The organism is Pseudomonas sp. SBT1-2, from assembly GCF_028640875.1.
In the GTDB taxonomy this organism is placed as follows: Bacteria; Pseudomonadota; Gammaproteobacteria; order Pseudomonadales; family Pseudomonadaceae; genus Aquipseudomonas; species Aquipseudomonas chlororaphis_I.
Genome location: NZ_JAQZAA010000084.1, coordinates 25,401 through 42,642, shown reverse-complemented (window position 1 = coordinate 42,642; position 17,242 = coordinate 25,401). Strand labels below are relative to the sequence as shown.

Annotated in this window: 14 protein-coding genes; all 14 read right to left on the bottom strand. The window is 67.3% G+C overall.

The genetic code is table 11. From position 1 onward, the window contains the following. Window positions 1-1,733 (bottom strand): type VI secretion system Vgr family protein (locus tag PVZ78_RS17215; RefSeq protein ID WP_273828743.1); only part of this gene is annotated, 1,733 nt, incomplete at its 3' end. Window positions 1,734-1,900: 167 nt separating this feature from the next. Further along, window positions 1,901-2,683 (bottom strand): ChbG/HpnK family deacetylase, encoded by a 783-nt coding sequence (locus PVZ78_RS17210; protein WP_273828995.1) that lies wholly within the window; start codon window positions 2,681-2,683, stop codon window positions 1,901-1,903. A 20-nt stretch (window positions 2,684-2,703) separates the two neighbouring features. Continuing rightward, entirely contained in the window at window positions 2,704-3,834 is a 1,131-nt protein-coding gene (locus PVZ78_RS17205; protein WP_273828994.1) for a GNAT family N-acetyltransferase, read from the bottom strand. Continuing rightward, entirely contained in the window at window positions 3,831-4,535 is a 705-nt protein-coding gene (locus tag PVZ78_RS17200) for a GNAT family N-acetyltransferase (RefSeq protein ID WP_009048925.1), read from the bottom strand. The genes PVZ78_RS17205 and PVZ78_RS17200 overlap by 4 nt, the downstream gene beginning before the upstream one ends. Next, window positions 4,532-6,466 carry a hypothetical protein gene (locus tag PVZ78_RS17195; RefSeq protein ID WP_273828993.1) on the bottom strand — a complete coding sequence of 645 codons (1,935 nt, stop codon included), beginning with the start codon at window positions 6,464-6,466 and terminating at the stop codon, window positions 4,532-4,534. The genes PVZ78_RS17200 and PVZ78_RS17195 overlap by 4 nt, the downstream gene beginning before the upstream one ends. Then, window positions 6,460-7,770 carry a lipopolysaccharide biosynthesis protein gene (locus tag PVZ78_RS17190; RefSeq protein WP_038632279.1) on the bottom strand — a complete coding sequence of 437 codons (1,311 nt, stop codon included), beginning with the start codon at window positions 7,768-7,770 and terminating at the stop codon, window positions 6,460-6,462. The genes PVZ78_RS17195 and PVZ78_RS17190 overlap by 7 nt, the downstream gene beginning before the upstream one ends. Further along, window positions 7,767-8,765 carry a polysaccharide deacetylase family protein gene (locus PVZ78_RS17185; RefSeq protein ID WP_273828992.1) on the bottom strand — a complete coding sequence of 333 codons (999 nt, stop codon included), beginning with the start codon at window positions 8,763-8,765 and terminating at the stop codon, window positions 7,767-7,769. The genes PVZ78_RS17190 and PVZ78_RS17185 overlap by 4 nt, the downstream gene beginning before the upstream one ends. Window position 8,766: 1 nt before the next feature. Continuing rightward, the gene (locus tag PVZ78_RS17180) at window positions 8,767-9,903 is read right to left on the bottom strand and encodes a glycosyltransferase family 2 protein (protein ID WP_273828991.1); all 1,137 of its coding nucleotides are present in this window, start codon (window positions 9,901-9,903) and stop codon (window positions 8,767-8,769) included. Beyond that, window positions 9,896-10,861: a glycosyltransferase family 2 protein gene (locus tag PVZ78_RS17175; RefSeq protein ID WP_124340135.1), complete on the bottom strand. Its 966-nt coding sequence runs from the start codon at window positions 10,859-10,861 to the stop codon at window positions 9,896-9,898. Before PVZ78_RS17175 ends, PVZ78_RS17180 begins: the two co-directional genes overlap by 8 nt. A gap of 676 nt (window positions 10,862-11,537) precedes the next feature. Next, window positions 11,538-12,896 (bottom strand): O-antigen ligase family protein, encoded by a 1,359-nt coding sequence (locus tag PVZ78_RS17170; protein WP_009048931.1) that lies wholly within the window; start codon window positions 12,894-12,896, stop codon window positions 11,538-11,540. Continuing rightward, window positions 12,893-13,957 carry a glycosyltransferase family 4 protein gene (locus PVZ78_RS17165; protein WP_039968017.1) on the bottom strand — a complete coding sequence of 355 codons (1,065 nt, stop codon included), beginning with the start codon at window positions 13,955-13,957 and terminating at the stop codon, window positions 12,893-12,895. The genes PVZ78_RS17170 and PVZ78_RS17165 overlap by 4 nt, the downstream gene beginning before the upstream one ends. A 23-nt stretch (window positions 13,958-13,980) precedes the next feature. Further along, window positions 13,981-15,549, bottom strand: a complete 1,569-nt coding sequence (locus PVZ78_RS17160; RefSeq protein ID WP_009048933.1) for a GumC family protein — start codon at window positions 15,547-15,549, stop codon at window positions 13,981-13,983. Between the two features lie 11 nt (window positions 15,550-15,560). Then, window positions 15,561-16,574 carry a polysaccharide biosynthesis/export family protein gene (locus PVZ78_RS17155; protein ID WP_009048934.1) on the bottom strand — a complete coding sequence of 338 codons (1,014 nt, stop codon included), beginning with the start codon at window positions 16,572-16,574 and terminating at the stop codon, window positions 15,561-15,563. Between the two features lie 22 nt (window positions 16,575-16,596). Beyond that, window positions 16,597-17,241 (bottom strand): CpsD/CapB family tyrosine-protein kinase, encoded by a 645-nt coding sequence (locus PVZ78_RS17150; protein ID WP_009048935.1) that lies wholly within the window; start codon window positions 17,239-17,241, stop codon window positions 16,597-16,599. Window position 17,242 lies beyond the last annotated feature (1 nt).

Below are 17,242 nucleotides of genomic sequence, written 5' to 3'. Positions count from 1 at the left end.
TCGACGAATTGCGCGGTGCCGATGTTGGCGTGCTGGGTGACGGCCACGGTGAGGTGGTCGTTGGCGCGGATTTCGCTCTTGCGGTCGAGGTGGGTGATGCGGTGTTCTTCGGCCTTGAGTTCGGTGAGGGTGTTGGCTTCGACTGTGTCGTGGCGTTCATTGCCGACGCGGATCCGCTGGTCGTGCTCGACGTTTTCGTCCCAGTCGCGCTGGGCGTGCAGGTAGATCTGCTCGGCGCCTTTCTTGTCTTCGATGCGCAGTTCGTTATAGCCCTTGCCGCCCGGCGAGCTGAGGGTCTTGAAGGTGCTGCGGGTCTTGTTCGCCGGCAGGTCGTAGGGGACCACGTTTTCCTTGTGGTACAGGCAGCCGGTGACCAGCGGTTGGTCGGGATCGCCTTCGAGGAAGGTCACCAACACTTCCATGCCGATCCGCGGGATGGCGATGCCGCCGTAGGCCTTGCCGGCCCAGCCGCTGGCGACGCGGACCCAGCAGGAGGTGTTGTCGTCGGCCAGGCCGTCGCGGTCCCAGTGGAACTGCACCTTGATCCGGCCGTATTGGTCGCAATGGATTTCTTCGCCCTTGGGCCCGGTGACCACGGCGGTCTGGCTGCCCAGGGACTTGGGTTTCGGGTGTTCCAGCGGCGGGCGGTAGTGGGCGTCCCAGGGCGTGGCGAGGAAGCGGTTGCGGTAGCCCTGGTGGAAGTCGTCCTTGTGGCTGGTGACATCGCTGGTGATGTTCTCGCCCAGCACCTGCGGTTGCTTGCCCTCATGGATCACTTCCAGCAGCAGCCACAGGTCGTTCCATTCGCTGCGCGGGTGGGCGGCCAGGGTCAGGAAGTGGCCGCTGACCAGACTCGGCTCGTCGCCTTTGCCTTCGGCCAGCTGGTAGTCGCTGCGGTGGCGTTCCAGGGCGCGGGTCGCCAGTTGCTTGCCGCGGGCCTGCTGGGTGAACAGGCCGGGGTAGTCGTAGTCTTCCAGGTCCGGCATGGCCCCGGACTTGGCCGCGCCTTCGGGCAGCAGCCGTGGTTTCTCGAAGTCGTAGTCGCGGCGGCTGACGCGACTGGTGCGGGTTTCCAGGCGCAGGTTGAAGCGCTTGATCACCGGCTGTTCGGCGGCCATGCCGGAGTCCTGCTGGTAGTTCACGGCCGCCAGCTTGCGGAACACCGTCTGGTCGTCGCCGAACACCAGCTTGTGGCCGCCGGTACTGTGCTGGAAGTGGAAGTGAATGCCTTCTTCTTCGCACAGGCGCTGGATGAAGTGCAGGTCGGACTCGTCGTACTGGGTGCAGTAGACCCGTTCCGGGTAGGTGGCGCCGAGCTGGAAACTGTAGGCGTCGGCCAGGATGCCGCGGGCCTCGAGGACCTGGGCGATGATCTTCGGCACGCTCAGGTGCTGGTAGATCTTCTGGTTGAAGTTGTGGCGCAGGTAGTTGAGCTGCGGGGTCAGGCTGATGCTGTAGCGGGTCAGCTTGCGCCCGGAATCACCCTGGGCGATGCGGTACACCAGGCCATGGATCAGGCCTTTGCCACTGCCTTTGCCTAAGCCGCCGAAGGTCAGGCAGGCCGGCTTGTGCAGCAGTTCCTCGAGCTTGAGGTCGGGACGCGCGCTGACCAGTTCGATATCGAAGCAGAAGGGCTGATTGAGGGCTTCGCGGCCAACGAAACTGAGGACCTGAAGGTCGACCGAGGCGCCTTCGATCGTCAGGGAAATATGGGTAGCGTTAGCATCCAGCATGCCGTGAAATCCATCCGTTGAATAAGCAGGGGGCGGATGGTGCAGGAATAAGCCAGTCGATTCAAGCAGGGTCGGCCGCCGCCATCCGCCCCCCTGGAACATTCAGAAATGTCCCTGCCAGCTATCACTCAAGCCTGACAACCCATCCGGATAACGCCCTACGGGGATCAGCGGAGTTGGCTGTAGGCGATATGCCGATAGCCCCTCAGGGTTTCCCGTAGCAGCCGGTCCAGGGACTGCCCCTCGGGCAGGTAGTCGTCACCGAAATCGCCGTCGGCCAACTGGGTCGGATGGGCCACCACTTCCAGCGCACCGGCTGGCCGCAAGCCTTGCAGCAAGTCTCGAGGAGTACAGACGAACAGCACCGTGGCGCCGCTCAAACGGACGATGCGCCGGTTCAGGGCGTTCTTGAACAGGCGCTTGGCCAGGCCGATATTGCCCCCGACATTACGCGCCAGGCGCACCGGCACGCCCTGTTGCGCGGCGAAGCGGGCGACGATCGGGGCGATCGGCCACAGGTTGTGCACATGCTGATGGGAGTCGATATGGCTCGGGCGCAGGCCCTGGTCGACGCAGCGCTGCCATTGCGCCTGGAGTTCCTCCCGGACCGCGGCCACAGTGCTGACGGGCAGGTGCAGCACCGAGCGCGGCAACCTGAGGTCGAACTCGCCGCTGCTGTTGCAGAACCGCCGCTGGCTGCGGATCGGCACGCTCAGGGGCTCGCCGTAGGTCAGGTTGAAATGCAGGCCGATGCGTCCTTGCAGACTGTTCTCGCGGGCCAGCCGGCAAGCGTCCTCGAAGGCCGGCATATTGGCCATCAGGGTTGCGGAGCTGATCACCCCACGCTCGAAGGCGCGCAGGGTCAGCTGGTTGTACTCGGGGTCGAGGCCGAAGTCGTCGGCATTGACGATCACCGCCGGCAGGTTCGCCGCGGTCGTTGTGCTGTTCAAACGGCTGTTCAAAGTAGCGCTCAAGGTCGGCTCTCTTGCTGGTGGCGGGCGGCACGGCGTTCACGCCAGTTTTTGACATGGGGTTTGAGGGCTTGCCAGAAGCGATCGGCGAGGCCCAGCAGCAGGCCGCCGGGGCGGCGCGAATAGAAGCTCCAGCGCTGATGCTCGACCTGGCCGCTCATGCGTTCGTGCAATTGATGGCTGGAACGGCTGAGGCTGACCCGCGAGGCATCGACCCACTGCCAGCCTTCGTCGAGGCCCCAGCGGATCCACTCGTCGAGCAGCAGCCGGCCGCTGCCCAGGCTGGCGTAGTCCGGCAGGAAGGCGATGTTGTAGTCGTACAGCCGCCCGCGCTCCAGCAGCCCCAGGCGATAACTGATGCAGCGGCCCTGGTGTTCGAGCAGCACCACGCGCACGCAGCCGTCGGCGGCCAGCCCACGCAGGGCGCTGCGCATCCACTGCTGGCGCTGGGTGCCGGAGAAGATCCCCAGGCCATCCGCGCCTTTCCAGCTGGCCTGTTCCACGGCGCCGATAAAGTCCAGCAGCGCGTCGATGCCCTCGCCATCGGGGCTGACGCGGATCACCCGGGCGTCGATTTCGGCGCAGCGTTTTTTCGCCCGGCGCAGCTCGTAGCGCAGGTTCTTGTCCCGGGCTTCCTGGCGGTCGGCTTCGACGATCAGGTGTTCCGGCGCCCGGCAACTGATCGCGCAGGCGCTGTACCAGCTGTGCTCGCGCCAGCTCGCCAGGGTGGGTTCGGCCGCCAGCAGTTCGCTCAATTGCAGCAGGGCATGGGGCAACTCGCGGCGGATTTTCTCCAGTGCCCGGGGCATGGCCGGCAGCGCGTCCTCGGCCACCAGCAGCGCCAGGCGGTCGCTGAGGGGGAAGCCCAGGTGGCGCACCACCTGCAACGGCAGGCCGGCCTTGCGCTCGCGGCCATGCAGCAACGGCAGGCACAGCACCAGCCGTTCCCCGTGCCAGCCCAGCAGCACCCGCAGGCGTTGCCCGGCGTCCAGCGCTTGCTCGGCGCCGCGCAGCCAGGCCAGGCGATTGAAGGGCGTGGCCAGTTCGACCGCGTTGCGCAGTTGCTCGAAGGCGGCAGCGGGAAAGTCATCGTCCAGCAGGCTGGAGCGCCAGGCGAAGCGGATCGTCACAGCGGCTCCCTACCGGCGTCGGTCGAGGTGCCTGCTTGTGCTGTCGGCCGCGACTTGCGCAGGTGCAGCAGGCGGGGCTGGTGATAGGGCACGCGCCGATGGAAATGCAGGCAACGCAACAGGCAATAGACGTGGATCGATTCGCCGACCTCAGTGAAACCCATGCGCATGTGCATCTTCAGCGCCGCCTCGTTGCGCACGTTGACCACCGCCCGGGTGGTCTTGAAGCCGCGCTCGCGGTAGTGCTCCCAGATCAGTTTCTGCGCCAGCACCACCACCCCGGTACCGCGGTAAGGCAGGGCGCACTCGCCGGCGAACTGATAGATGCAGCCCGGCGGGATGCGGATCCAGCAGCGGTACAGCTGATCGTCGTAGTAGTCGCGCTCGTTGATCCAGATCATCAGCATCACGTTGCCGTCGGCGTCGAGGTGGGCGTTGCCGCGACAGCCCTTGTCCAGCAGGCCGCGGATCGCCGGCAATTGTGCGGAAAAGTATTTCTCGAAGGCCGGCAGCAGCGCGCGGTCGATTGGCACCTGGGGCCAGCGCCGCGTGGTGACCGGGCAGGGCACCGGCAGCGCCAGGGAGCGTTCGACGCTGAGCAGTTCCCAGTGGTAATAGAAGTAGCGCTCGCGCAGGACCCGCAGGCTGTCGCGCAGTCCCTTGCGACGGATTTTTTCCAGCAATGCGCTCAATCGGCTCATAAGGCTTTCCAGGTCAGGGCAAACAGGGTTTCGCCGGGCAGCTCGAAGTGCACCCGGCCATCGCGGCATTCAACGGCCGCGTCGCGAGGCTGGTCGTCGGGGCCGAGCAGGCTCAGCTTGAGCGGCGCGGCCTGGCACAGGTCGCCGGGGCCGTCGAGGCTCACCGCCTGCACCCGCGACGCCTTGTTCACCCCCAGCAGGCTGTGGCGGCCGGCCTCGCTCATGGCCAGGGCATCGACCTCGAAGGCCGGGTTGTCCAGGGCTTGCACATGGGCCAGCCAGTGCCGGGCAATGAACTGCTGGGCCACGGCCACCGGCTTGAGGCTGAACTGGCTGGCGCTGCGTTGCGCGAGCATGCCCTTGGGGTAGTCCGGCTCGTCGGCGGCCTGGAACCAGTTGAGCATGTCCAGCAGGCCGTCCGCCGAGGCGTTGATCACCACCGAGGCCCACCACAGGCCGGCGTAATGGGTGTCCTGCTGATAGGGGCTCAGATCGCGGCCGCTGGAGATATTGGTCTGGCTCAGCAGCAGGGCCTTGCGCGGCCGGCCCGCGGCATCCAGGCCCACCAGCTCGGCGGCGGCGCGCACGCTGTCGCGGTAGCGGCGGGTGGCGAGCAGGTCGCGGACCATCCATTCGTGCCAGGCCAGGGCGTCGATGTCCTGACCGTGCCGCTCCAGCAGCTTGCGCGCCCAGTCGATGCCGCGGCGTTGCCCGGCGCCGACCCGGAACGGCCCGTCGAGCAGCCGCGAACTGGCCGGCATGGCGATCCGCACCCCGGCCGCGCGGGCCTCGGGATTGGCCTTGGCCCGGGCCAGCATCTGCTCGAAGTACAGGGCGTAGCTGCTGTAGTCCGGGTAGTTGAGGTTGGGCTCGTCGGCGAAGGCCAGGTAATGCAGGCCGTTGCCGGCCAGGCGCACGCTGTCGGCCAGCCAGGCGTCGAGGCCGGCGAAACTCTGGGCGTCCGCCGCGAGCACGGCGCGGCGCCCGGTGCCGGCCAGCAGGGTGATGTCGCGGTCGATCCCGAAGCGCTCGCGATACAGCCGGCGAAAGCCGATTTCCCGCTCGGGCTCCTGCTCGATCACATCGACGAAGCTATAGAAGTTGGCCGCGCGGGCGCCAATCGCCTGCAACAGGCCGAAGGTGGACTGCGGCGGCTGGGCATAGGGCAGGGCGATGCCCAGGCGCGGCGTGGTCCCCAGGATCTGGGCTTTCAGCTGCAGGCGCGCCTCGCCCCGGGGCTGGTCCAGCGGGTGCAGTTGCTGGACCTCCTGGGCAAACAGATTGGCCGTGCCGTCCAGCCAGAACGCCGCCTTGCCGGAGCCGCCCAGGGCCAGGCGCCAGACTTGGTCCTGTTCGGCCGACGGCAGCGCCACCTGGTCGAATTGCCCGTAGGCCGGGTGTTCTTTCAGCTCCAGGCGCACCTTGGCGCCATCGCTCAGGCGGCTGGCCTGCAAGACGCTGACGCCGCCGTAATACTTGCCGGCCAGGATCGCCTGCTCGCCGGCCGCGACCCGGAAGAACAGCTCGGCGCCGCTGTGGACTTCGGCGCTGAAATGCACCTTGGTCGGCTCGAACTGCGCCGCCGTGCTGCCGCGGTGGCTGACCCTGAACCCGCGAAAGCTGTAGCCGGGAATCTGCAGGCGATAGTCGCCCGCGGCCGCTGGCAGCTCGATGTCCTGTTCGCCATAGGCCTGGTCGGCGCGGATCTCCAGTTGCTTGAACAACTGGCCGCCGGGCTGCAGCAGGTACAGCTGCTCGCGGTTGGCGTCGCTCTGCCAGGCCGGGCTCCAGCCGATCTTCAGCCGGTCCGGCTGGGCGGCGCGCAGGTACAGGCTGCCGTCGCGGATGCTCGACCACTGCATGGATCCGGCCTGGGCGCCCGGGGCCAGGCTCAGCAGGGCCAGGAGCGTATAGAGGCCGGCTTTCAACATGCCGCCTCCCGAGGGCGCAACAGCGCGCGCAGTTGCATCAGATCTTCGGGCAGCAGGAGCAGGGTGCGGTACCAGGCCACGCCGCTCAGGCGGCAGTACATCACCAGCATTGCCAGGCTCACCGCCAGGTAGGCCAGGGACGAGGCCAGGCCGGCGCCGACTATGCCCAGGGTCGGGATCAGCACGGCGTTGAGCAGCAGGTTCAGCAGCGCGCCGCCGCCCAGCAGCCACGACAGTGCGCCGGGACGCTGCTTGCCCAGCAGGTCCAGGCGCAGGATGCTCGCGTAGCACAGGCCGAACAGCCCCGGCAGCAACGCCAGCAGGGCCGGGTAGGCCGGGCCGTAGGCCTCGCCGAACAGGCTGACGATCAGCCAGTGGCCGACCAGCGCCATGCCCAGGCAGGCGCCGAGCATCACCGTGGCAGTGATGCGCAGCGCCAGCGGGGTCAGGCGCTCGATGCCTTCGCCCTGTTGCAGCAGGCGCTTCATCAGCGGCGTGGTCACCGCCTCGGGAATGATCAGCAGCAGTTCCGCGGCGGCGCTGGCCATGGCGTACAAGCCCAGGGCGACCGGGTCGAGCAGGGCGCCGATAAACAGGTAGTCGCAGCGCAGCATCAATTGCTGGGAAAGCACGCCGGGGTGGCTCTGGGCGCTGTAGCGCAGCAGCTTGCCTTGCTCGCCCGGCTGCCAGCGCAGCCGCAACCGGTGATAACGCCCCAGCCAGTACCAGCCCGCCAGTACCACCAGCAGGGTGCCACCGAGCCAGCCGGCCAGCGCCGCCGACAGGGCCTGGTCGCGCCACAGCCACCAGAGCACGACAAACAGCAGCAAGGGCACCAGGGATTCCAGCAGGCGCAGGCCATTGAACGCGCCGACCCGACCGTCAGCGTTGTGCAGGGTCAGCAGGCCGCTCTTGAGCACGGTCAGCGGCACCGCCAGCAGCAACAGCCAGGCGAAGGGGCCGAGCTGGGTGGTGATCGACCAGTCCTGGCCCAGGCTGTTCATCAGCAGCAGGCCGATCACGGTCAGGGTTCCGGCCAGCAGGCAGCCGTAGACCAGGATCTGCGTCAGCAGCAGGCCCATCGGTCGCTGGCGCGCCGCTTCATAACCCACCGCGGTGTTCAGGCCGCCGCTGGTGAGGGCGGCGATCAGGTCGGGCAGGGCGCTGAGCAGGGCGAACAGGCCGCGATCCGCCGGGCCCAGCAGGCGCGCCAGCAGCACGTTGCGCAACAGGCGAATGGCGATCATCGCCAGCCGCGTGCCCATGCTCAGCAGCAGGTGCCAGACATAGCCGTTGCGCTTCATGCCCGCGCCCCTTTCAACAGGCGCCAGGCCAGCAGTGACGGACGGCGGGCGCTGGCCTGGCTGACGTCGATGCGCGGCAGGGCCAGGGGTTCGTTGCGCGAGGGTTCGATCAGCCCCGGGGCGGTGCCCAGGGCATAGCGGTAGCCGAGGTCGGCGACGGCCTGGCGCACGCTCGGGTCATGGTCGCCATTGGGGTAGCAATAGATCGGCAGCGGCGCGGCGCAATGGTGCTGCACGCAAGCATGGGAGCGTGCCAGGTCGTCCTTCAGGGCCGCGTTGTCGAATTGGGTAAGGATGCCGTGGCTGGCGCCATGGGGGCCGAAGCGCACCAACCCGGAACGTTCCAGGCGCTTGACCTGGCTCCAGTCCAGGCTGTGGGGCGCGGTGTCTCGCGGGCAGCTGTCGGCCAGCAATTGCAGGCTGTCCGGGGCCAGGGTTTTCAGGCGTTGCAGCAACAGCCCGAGGCCACGGCTGCGGGCCTCGTCGGCGCCGGGTTGCCTGAGGCTGGCCGGCAGCACCACGCCCAGTACCCGCAGTTGCTCCTGCAATTGCCGGCCGGCGATGCTCTCGGGTTGACGCCACAGGGTCTCGCCGATGGCTTCCCACCAGAACGCCTTGCCGGTGCCGATAAAGTCGGTGGAGAGAAAGATGCTCGCCGGTACTTCATGACGTTCCAGCAGTGGATAGGCCTGCTCGGCGTTGTCGCGCCAGCCGTCGTCGAAGGTCAGGGCCACCCGCGGGCGATCGCCGCCGGGGTACAGCAGCAGGTGTTCCAGCGGCACGCAGTCGAAATGCCGGCGCAGCCAGCGCAGCAGGTGCTCGAAACTGTTGCGGCCGACACACAGCGGCCCGCGATGGGGCAGGTTCGCCGCGTGCTCGTCCGCCAGCACCCGGTGCAGCATCAGCACTACACCGGCTTCGCTCAGGCGCGTGCGCCCGAAGCTATTGAGGTAGGCGCTGCCGGCCAGGCGCTTGAAGTGTTGTCTGAGTGTCATGTCAGCGGTTCTGCTGCGGGTTCCACAGGCTGTAACGCTGCCCGCGGAGAAATTGCCAGAGGCCCATGCTCATGCCGGCCAGGGTCACCAGGACGAAACCGGCCAGGCGAAAGGGTTTGGGCAAGCGCCCGCGCTGATCGAGCAGGCCAAGCATACCGGCGCCATAACCGCACAGCTGGGCGACCAGGCACAGGCTGTAGAAGGCCCCGGCGTTCCACAGCCACAGGTTGCTGAGCAGCAGCGGGATCAACAGCACCGGCGCCAGGCGGCGGATCAGTTTGTGGCTGATCAGCGCGATCGCGTAGAAGCCGTGGCGCCAGGGATTCATCAGGCCACGGCGCTGGGCCAGGCTTTGCAGGCCGCCGACCGTGACCCGCAGGCGTCGGCGGTATTGCTTGCCGACTTCATCCACGCCCTGGTCCAGCACCCGGGCCTCCTCGACGTAGACGATGCGTTTGCCGGCCACTGGGGCGCAGGTGCTGATAAAGAAGTCGTCGTTGACCTCGGCCGGCACCCGCTCGAACAGTTCGCGGCGCAGGGCCAGCAGCGCGCCGTCCGCCGAGACCATGCAGCCGGTACGGTTTTCCGCCTCGCGCAGCCAGGCTTCGTAGTGGCGGTAAAGGCTGTCACCCAGGCTCAGGGCGTGGCCGGGGGTGGGGATGATCATATGCCCGCCGCAGGCCCCGACTTCCGGATCGGCGAAGGGCGCGAGCAGCTTGCCGAGGGTGTCGCCGGACCATTGGTTGTCGGCGTCGGTGAACACCAGGATCTCGTTGCGCGCCAGTTCCACCGCGGCATTCAGCGCTCCGGCCTTGCCTACTCGCGGCAGGTCGAGCACCAGCACCCGCTGATCGTGGATCGCCAGCGCGGTGGCCACGGTGGCGTCGGTCGAGCCGTCGCTGGCGAGGATGATCTGCAGGTCGGTGGTCGGGTAGTCCTGGGCCAGCAGGGTGCGCAGCTTGTGCTCGATGTGCCGGCTTTCGTTGTGCGCGGCGATGATTACGCTGACCGACAAGGGCGGCCCCGGCTCGACCCGGGGCTTGCGGATAAACAGGCTGATCAGCGCCAGGATCAGCGGGTAACCGATCCAGGCGTAGACCGGCAACAGCAGGCATAACCAGAAGAGTGTCTTAGCCACGATCGGGCCTCACGGCAGTACGGTTGAAAAGGCCCTGCAGCAGGGCAGCGGCGCCCAGGTGCAGGCGCAGCCAGTGCAGCAGCCAGAGTTGCAGGAAAAACAGTGGGTCGCGGTGCCGGTAGCTCTGGCGCAGGGCCAGGCCCAGGGGCGCCAGGGCGCTGCCGAGCAGGGCCAGCAGCGCCGCCGGCCATTGCCCGCCGAGCAGGCAGAGCACGGCCAGCAGGCTGAGCAGGGCGGTGGCCAGGCACAGCAGGGGGAAACGCAACAGCCGCGGGCTCAGCCCGCCATTGCGCAACAGCTGCACATGGCTGCTCTGGCGCCAGAACTCCTTGCCGCTCCATTCGCGCCAGCTGCCCTCGAAACCCCAGTGCTGCACCACGGGTGTGGCCAGGCTCAGCTGACGGGCGCCGGCGCGGTTCAGGCGCAGGCCGAAATCCTTGTCCTCGCCAGTGCGCAGATCCTCGTCGAAACCGCCGATGCGGTTGAACCAGACCCGGGCCATGCACAGGTTGGGGGTGGGCAGCCATTGCAGCAGGCGTTCCTGCTGGTTGCCGGACAGGCTGCGGCGCTGCCAGGCACGGGCGAACCAGGGCGCGCTGCGCGGCGCGTCGCAGTCCAGGGCGAAGACATCGGCGCGCTGGCTGGCCTCGGTGGATTTCCACAGCAGCAGCCAGTTCAGCGGCACCTCGATGTCGGCATCGAGGAAGGCCAGCCAGTCACCGGTCGCGCAGGCCGCGCCACGATTGCGCAGGGCGCCGATGGACAGCCCGGGGTGATGCAGCACCCGCGCGCCCTGGTCCATGGCCAGTCGCGGACCGTTGTCGCGCGAGCCGTTGTCGACCACGATCAGCTCGCATTCCAGCCCCGCCACCGCGGCGGCGCTGCTGACGCTGTCCAGGGTACGCACGATATGCCGCGCCTCGTTGTACATCGGCACGATCACGCTGATCCGTTTCATGCTCGGCGTTCCTTGTTCCTGACCGGTAGCCGCTGCCGGAGCGCATGGCCTGTGTAGCCGCTGCCGAGCCTGCGAGGCTGCGATCGGTTGCGCAGCAAGCGCAAAGCCTGAGTCCGCGAACTGCCTGGAGAAACGCGTTGGCAGGCCTTGCGGCTGCTGCGCAGCCGATCGCAGCCTTCGGCAGCGGCCACAGGGTTCGCGGTGGCCGTGTAGCCGCTGCCGAGCTCGCGAGGCTGCGATCGGTTGCGCAGCGACCGCAAAGCCTGAGTCCGCGGTCTGCCTGGATAAACGCGTTGGCAGGCCTTACGGCTACTGCGTAGCCGATCGCAGCCTTCGGCAGCGGCCACAGGGTTCGCGGTGGCTGTGTAGCCGCTGCCGAGCCTGCGAGGCTGCGATCGGTTGCGTAGCAAGCGCAAAGCCTGAGTCCGCGATATGTCTGGAGAAACGCATCGGCAGGCCTTGCGGCTGCTGCGCAGCCGATCGCAGCCTTCGGCAGCGGCCACAGGGTTCGCGGTGGCCGTGTAGCCGCTGCCGAGCCTGCGAGGCTGCGATCGGTTGCGCAGCGACCGCAAAGCCTGAGTCCGCGATATGTCTGGAGAAACGCGTTGGCTGGTTTGGCGAGCGCTGCGCACTCGATCGCAGGCTGCGCCAGCGGCTACAGGGGGTGAGTACATCGTCATGGGCGGCTCTCCGGGGCTTCGGCCTGGCGGCGCAGGACGCTGGACAGGGCCAGGAAGATCCACAGGTATTTGTGGTTCGGTGCGCTGAGAAACAGCAGGAACACCGCCAGGGCCAGCAGGCTCAGGCCCAGGTGGGTGGCGATGTCGGCCTGGTCCTGCCGGCCCTTGCTCAGCCATGCGACCCGCGCCCGTTCGAAGTTGCGCAGGCCCATCAGCAGCAGGGCGACGAAGCTCAGGCCGCCGGGAATCCCCAGTTCGCTGAACAGTTCCAGGTAAGTGTTGTGGGCGCGCCGGTAGAGGTCCGGCTCGTTCATGTTCTCCGAGAAACCGCTGGCAAAACCGGTCTGCGCGTAATGGATCGGGAAGGTGCCCAGGCCCGAGCCGAGCAGCGGGTTCTCGCGGATCATCTGCCCGCCGACCACCAGGTACGAGGTACGTCGGCCCAGGGAGGTGTCGGCGGAGTGGGCGCCGGACTTGAGCAGGCTCAGGGACTGGATCCGCGCCACGTAGTCCGCCGGCAGCGCGGCGATCCCCAGGGGCACGACGATTGCCACGGCGAACATGACGAACCCCAGGTGCTTGGGCCGCAGCCGTTGCAGCCGATGGCGGTAGTGCCAGGCGCCGATGGCGATGGTGAACAGCACGACCAGCAGCCCGGAGCGCGAGTCGGTCTTGGTCATGCCGGCCATCAGCGTCAGGGTCACCCCGGCCCAGAACAGCCGTAGCGGCCAATGCCGCTCGCGCAGGGCCAGGAGGATCGCCGGCGGCACCGCCATGGCGATCAGCAGGGCGAAGTAGTTGGCGTCCTGCAGCAGGCCGATGGCCCGGCCGCCGACCTGGTACTTGGCCGAGAACAGGGCGATCACGCAGGTGGCGGCCACGCTCAGCGCCAGCAGGCGGCAGAGCATCAGCAGGTTGACCTCACGGCCGATCAGCAGGGTCACGAAAAACAGCACCAGGCCCACCGCCAGTTCCCGCAGGCTGCCCAGGGACACGCCGAGGTTCTCGCTGTACATCAGGCTCAGCAGCAGGCACAGCAGGAACGGCAGCAGCGCCCGCCACAGGTTGCTGCGCAGGCGCGTCTCGCCGATCTGGCGCATCAGCAGCTTGAACAGCAGGATCAGGATCAGCGAGGCCCCCAGCAGCTTGGCTGCGGAAAAAGAGCTGTCCTTGAACAGGCCTTCGAACGGCACCAATGCGCAGATGCCCAGCAGGCCCCAGCCGGTACGGCGGTACAGCAGCGCCAGGCCGAACATCCCGACCACCACTAGCGGCGCCAGGTAGGGCCAGGGGCTGGCGAGCAGCAGCAGGCAGGCCAGCCCCAGCAGGGCGCCCAGGGAAAGGGAGGCGATCATCGGTTCCAGGCCTCGCTGGCCGCGCGGTACAGGGCCTGCCAGCGCAGGGTCAGGCGCGGCAGGTGATAGTCGCAGCGTTGCCGCTGGCGCGCCGCCAGGCTCAGGCGTTCACCCAGGTCGGGGTCGTCCAGCAATTCAGCGATATGCCCGGCCAGCTCAATGCTGTCGAGCGGCTGGGCGAGCAGGCCGCTGACGCTGTGTTCGATCACATCGGGAATGCCGCCGACGGCAAAGGCGGCGATCGGCGTGCCGGCCTGCATGGCTTCGAGCAGGATCATCGGCGTGCCTTCGGTGCGCGAGCTGAGCACCAGCACGCTGAGGCGATGCATCCATTTGCTCATGTTGTTCTGGTAGCCCGGCATCAGGATCTGCAACGCCAGGCCGGCGTCCTGGATGCGCTGGCGCAGCATCTCGCTCAAGGGCCCGTCGCCGAGCAGCACCACCTTCAGCGTCGGGCGTTGCTGGCACAGCGGGATCAACGCGTCGAGAAACAGGTCCGGGCCTTTTTCCTGGCTCAGGCGGCCGACGAAGCCCACCAGCGGCGCATTGCGGTCGCGCAGGTTCTGGTCGGGGATGCACTGCTCGGGCAAACCATTGGGGATCACCTGCAGTTTCTCCGCCTCGACCCCGGCCTGGCGATGCAAGCGGGCGATGCTCTGCGCCACGCAGGCCACCCGGCGCACCGTGCGCCGGCGGCACAGGCGCAGGCTGAGCCAGGTGTAGAACTTCTGTTTGGCGCTGCGCGGAGTGAACCCGTGCTGGGTCCATACCAGCGGCAGGCCCAGGCGCCAGGCGCACAGCAGGGCAAACAGCTGGGCCTTGAAATTGTGCGCATTGAGCAGCACCGGCTGTTGGCCCAGGTGGCTGAGCATCGCCCGCAGCCCGCTGCAGCTGTGGCACTCGACGCCGCCCGCGCGAAAACGCTCGAGCAGGGCCGGCGGCGCGTCGATGAACAGCACCCGATGCTGCCCGGGCATGCCCCGGCAATGATCCAGCAGCATGCGTTCGGCGCCATAGAAGCCGCCGCTGTGGATCACATGGACAATCGGCAGGTCGGCCATGAGCCTCTCGCGTTCCGTGCGGTTCACTGCTTGGCCCAGTGCCAGAGCCACTGCCAGGTCCAACGCGGGTAGGGATTGACCACCGGCGCCTGCACCGCGTCGAGCACCATCAGCACCGGCAGGTTCAGGTGGTCGCCGACCTGGGCCGGATGCTTGAAGCGGTGATCGAAGAACTCGTAGACGTAGCCCAGGGCAATCGCCAGCAGCAGGCCGGTAAGCAGGCCCAGGGGGATGATCAGCATCGGTTTGGGGAACGCTGCCTCGCTGGGTTCATAAGGCTGGCTGAGCACCCGGGCGTTGGACAGCTCGCCATTGATCAGGCGCTCGCCGCGGCTTTCTTCGTAGCGCTGGGTGTAGGTGAAGAAGGCCTTGTGTAGGGCGTCGATCTCGGTGTCGAGCTGGCGCAGCTTGCTCAGCACTTCCTGCAGGTCGCGCACGCGGGTCTTGTATTCGTTGATCCGCGCGGTCTTCTGGGCGATCACCGAGTTGGTGATCTGCAGGTCGCTGGTGCGCTCGCGCACGCGGTTTTCCACGACCTTGAGGAACTGCGCGCGGGCGCGGACGATCTGCTCGCGCTGTTGCTGCATCGGCACGCTGTCGGCGCGGTAGGTGTCGGAGGTGGTGCCGTACTGGCTCACCAGGTTGGTCAGCTGTTCGCCCAGCTGTTTGATCTCGCGGTCCTCGTAGGCCACGTTGTCCACGGTGTTGGCGAAGGCGAAGGGGAAGGTGTAGTCGGTCAGGCTGCCCTTGCGCGCGGCCTTCAGGTTGTTTTGCAGGTAGTCCAGGCGGCGCTGGTTCTCCAGGGCCTGGTCGCGATAGCCGTTGAGCGACTGCTCCTCGGTGTTGATCGCGTTCAGGCGGAAGGTGATCTCTTCCTTGGGATCGGAGGCATGGGCCGCCTCCAGCAGGGCCTGGCGCAAGCCTTCGAGGTCGTCCAGGCGCTCCTGGTACTGGACTTTCTTCTGCTCGAAGAAGGCCTGCGGCAGCTCATTGGATTGCAGGTCCTGGCGGTTCTTCAGGTAGTTGGCCAGCAGGCGCTCGACGAAACGCGTGCCCTGGGTCGGGTCGGCGCTGGCGTAGACCACCGAGATCACGTTGGAGCCGGGCAGGGTGGCGATCTTCAGGTCCTTGACCGCCTGGGTGGTCATGGCGTCGAGGGCGGTGTCGCGCACCGGCTCGATCTTCAGGCCCAGGGCTGCGCGCAGCGGGGTGGTCACATGATCGCGCAGCGGGTTGAAGAGCAGCCGGGTGAGCAGGCCCTCGCCATCGCCGAACTCGCCGGCCTCGCGCAACTGGCCGATGGTTTCGCGGATCAGCGTCGGCGAGCGCAGGATATTGCTCTCGGTTTCCATGTCCGCCAGGGACGGCGGGATGAACTTGTCGCTGTCCGGGGTAAGCACGGTGTTGGCGTCGCTCTGCGACAGCTTTTTCGACTGCACTATGACTTCGGCGGTGATCTCGTAGCTCTGGCGCAGCACCAGCGGCAACAGCAGGGCGATCACGGCGAAGCCGAGGAACACACGTTTGATCAGCCGGCGATTGACGAAGAACACGAGGAGGAACTCGTGCAGGTAGTTTTCGATTCTGTTCATCGCGGGAAGGCTCAATTGTTGTCCGATTCTTTGTTGTCGACGCGGTAGCCGAAGCTGAAGCCGACACCCTGGAACATGATGATGTCCGCCAGTTGCTTGCTGAACGCGCCGGCCTTGGCCAGGCGGGTCTTGGGCACATAGAGCAGGTCGTCCGGCTGCAGGTAGGCGAACTGCGCGGCGTTGCGGTCCAGCGCGGCGGCGACGTCGTAGGTGCGGGCCTGCACCTGGTTGCCGGTGCGGCGCATGATCACCACCGAGTCCAGGCGCGCGGTGGGGCCGGCGCCCTTGGCCAGGGTCAGGGCCTCGAGCACCGACACCGGGCGGCGGATCGGGTAGGCACCGGGCTGGCCGACTTCACCGAGCACGAACACTTCGTTGGCCGCCGTCGACTTGAGCAGCACGTCGGCGCTGACCTGGCCGACTTCCTTGGCGTAGCGCTGGTTGATGGTCTTCTGCAGCTGGCTGAGGGTCATGCCCTGCAAGGACATGGCGCCGAGCAACGGGAAGCTGGCGCGCCCGTCCGAGCCGACGGTTATCTCGCGGCTCAGGCCCGTGGCCGGGTTGGTCAGGCTGGTGCGCAGGTTGTCCAGCTGAGCCATGGCGTGGGAAATCGAAAAGGTCACCTGGGGTTTCTTCAGCACCCGCGCATAGGCGCTTTCCAGGGTCCGGCGCGCCTCTTCGGCGGTCAGCCCGGCGACCTGCACGTTGCCGACGTAGGGCATCTCGATGCTGCCGTCGGGCAATACCAGCTTGTTGCCGCCCAGCTCGGCGGCGCTGAGGAACGAGACGTCGACCTGGTCGCCCGGCTGCACCCGATAGCGGGTCTGGCTGGTGCTGCCGATGTGGAAGATCACGTCGAGCACGTCCTGGGGACGCAGGACCTGCTCCACCGGCAGCACTTCGGTCATCTGGCCCTGGCCGGCGTCGGCGCTGAGGACCTGCACCGGCATTTGCTCGACGTCGGGGCTGGAACAGCCGGCGAGGGCGGCCAGCAACAGGCAAAGGGGGAGCGCTTGAGGTTTCATGTGCAGACTTTCCTTGTGCCGGTCAGAGACGGTCGTAGACCCATTTGGGCATGTAGTACTTGCGCGCGTTGAACACGCTGCCGATCAGTTTCGCCTCGGCCTGGACCAGCCGTTGCGCGGCAGCCTGGGCCACTTCCCAGCGGGTTTCCTCGCTGCGCACCACCAGCACCACGCCATCGACCTGGGTACTCAGGGTGAGGAGGTCGCCGTTGCTGTACACCGGGTCGCCGTCGACGATCACGAAGCGGTACACCTCGTTGAGCGCGGCGAACAGTTCCCGCAGCGGCTGGCTGGTCAGGCGTTCGCTGTACTGCTGGCGACGCCCCAGGGGCAGGAAGTCGAAGCCCGGGGCGCCGGGATGCTCGATGCAGGACGCCAGGCTCGGCGGCTGCTCGGCCAGCACCAGGTCGAGGAAGCCCGGGTTCTGTTCCAGGCCCAGGCGCTGGGTCAGGCTGTCGTCGGCGAGGCTGGTGTCCAGTAGCAGCACCCGTCCGCGGCTGGTGCGCGCCAGCTCGTTGGCCAGGGCCAGGCTGCTGGTGGTCACGCCGCTGTTGCGGTTCGGCGCGGTAAGCAGGATCACCCGCAGTTGCTGGTCGAGTACGGTCACGGCCAGGTTGCTTTCGGTGGGGGTCTGGATCTCCAGACTGGCAAAGGTTGCAGCCGCCATT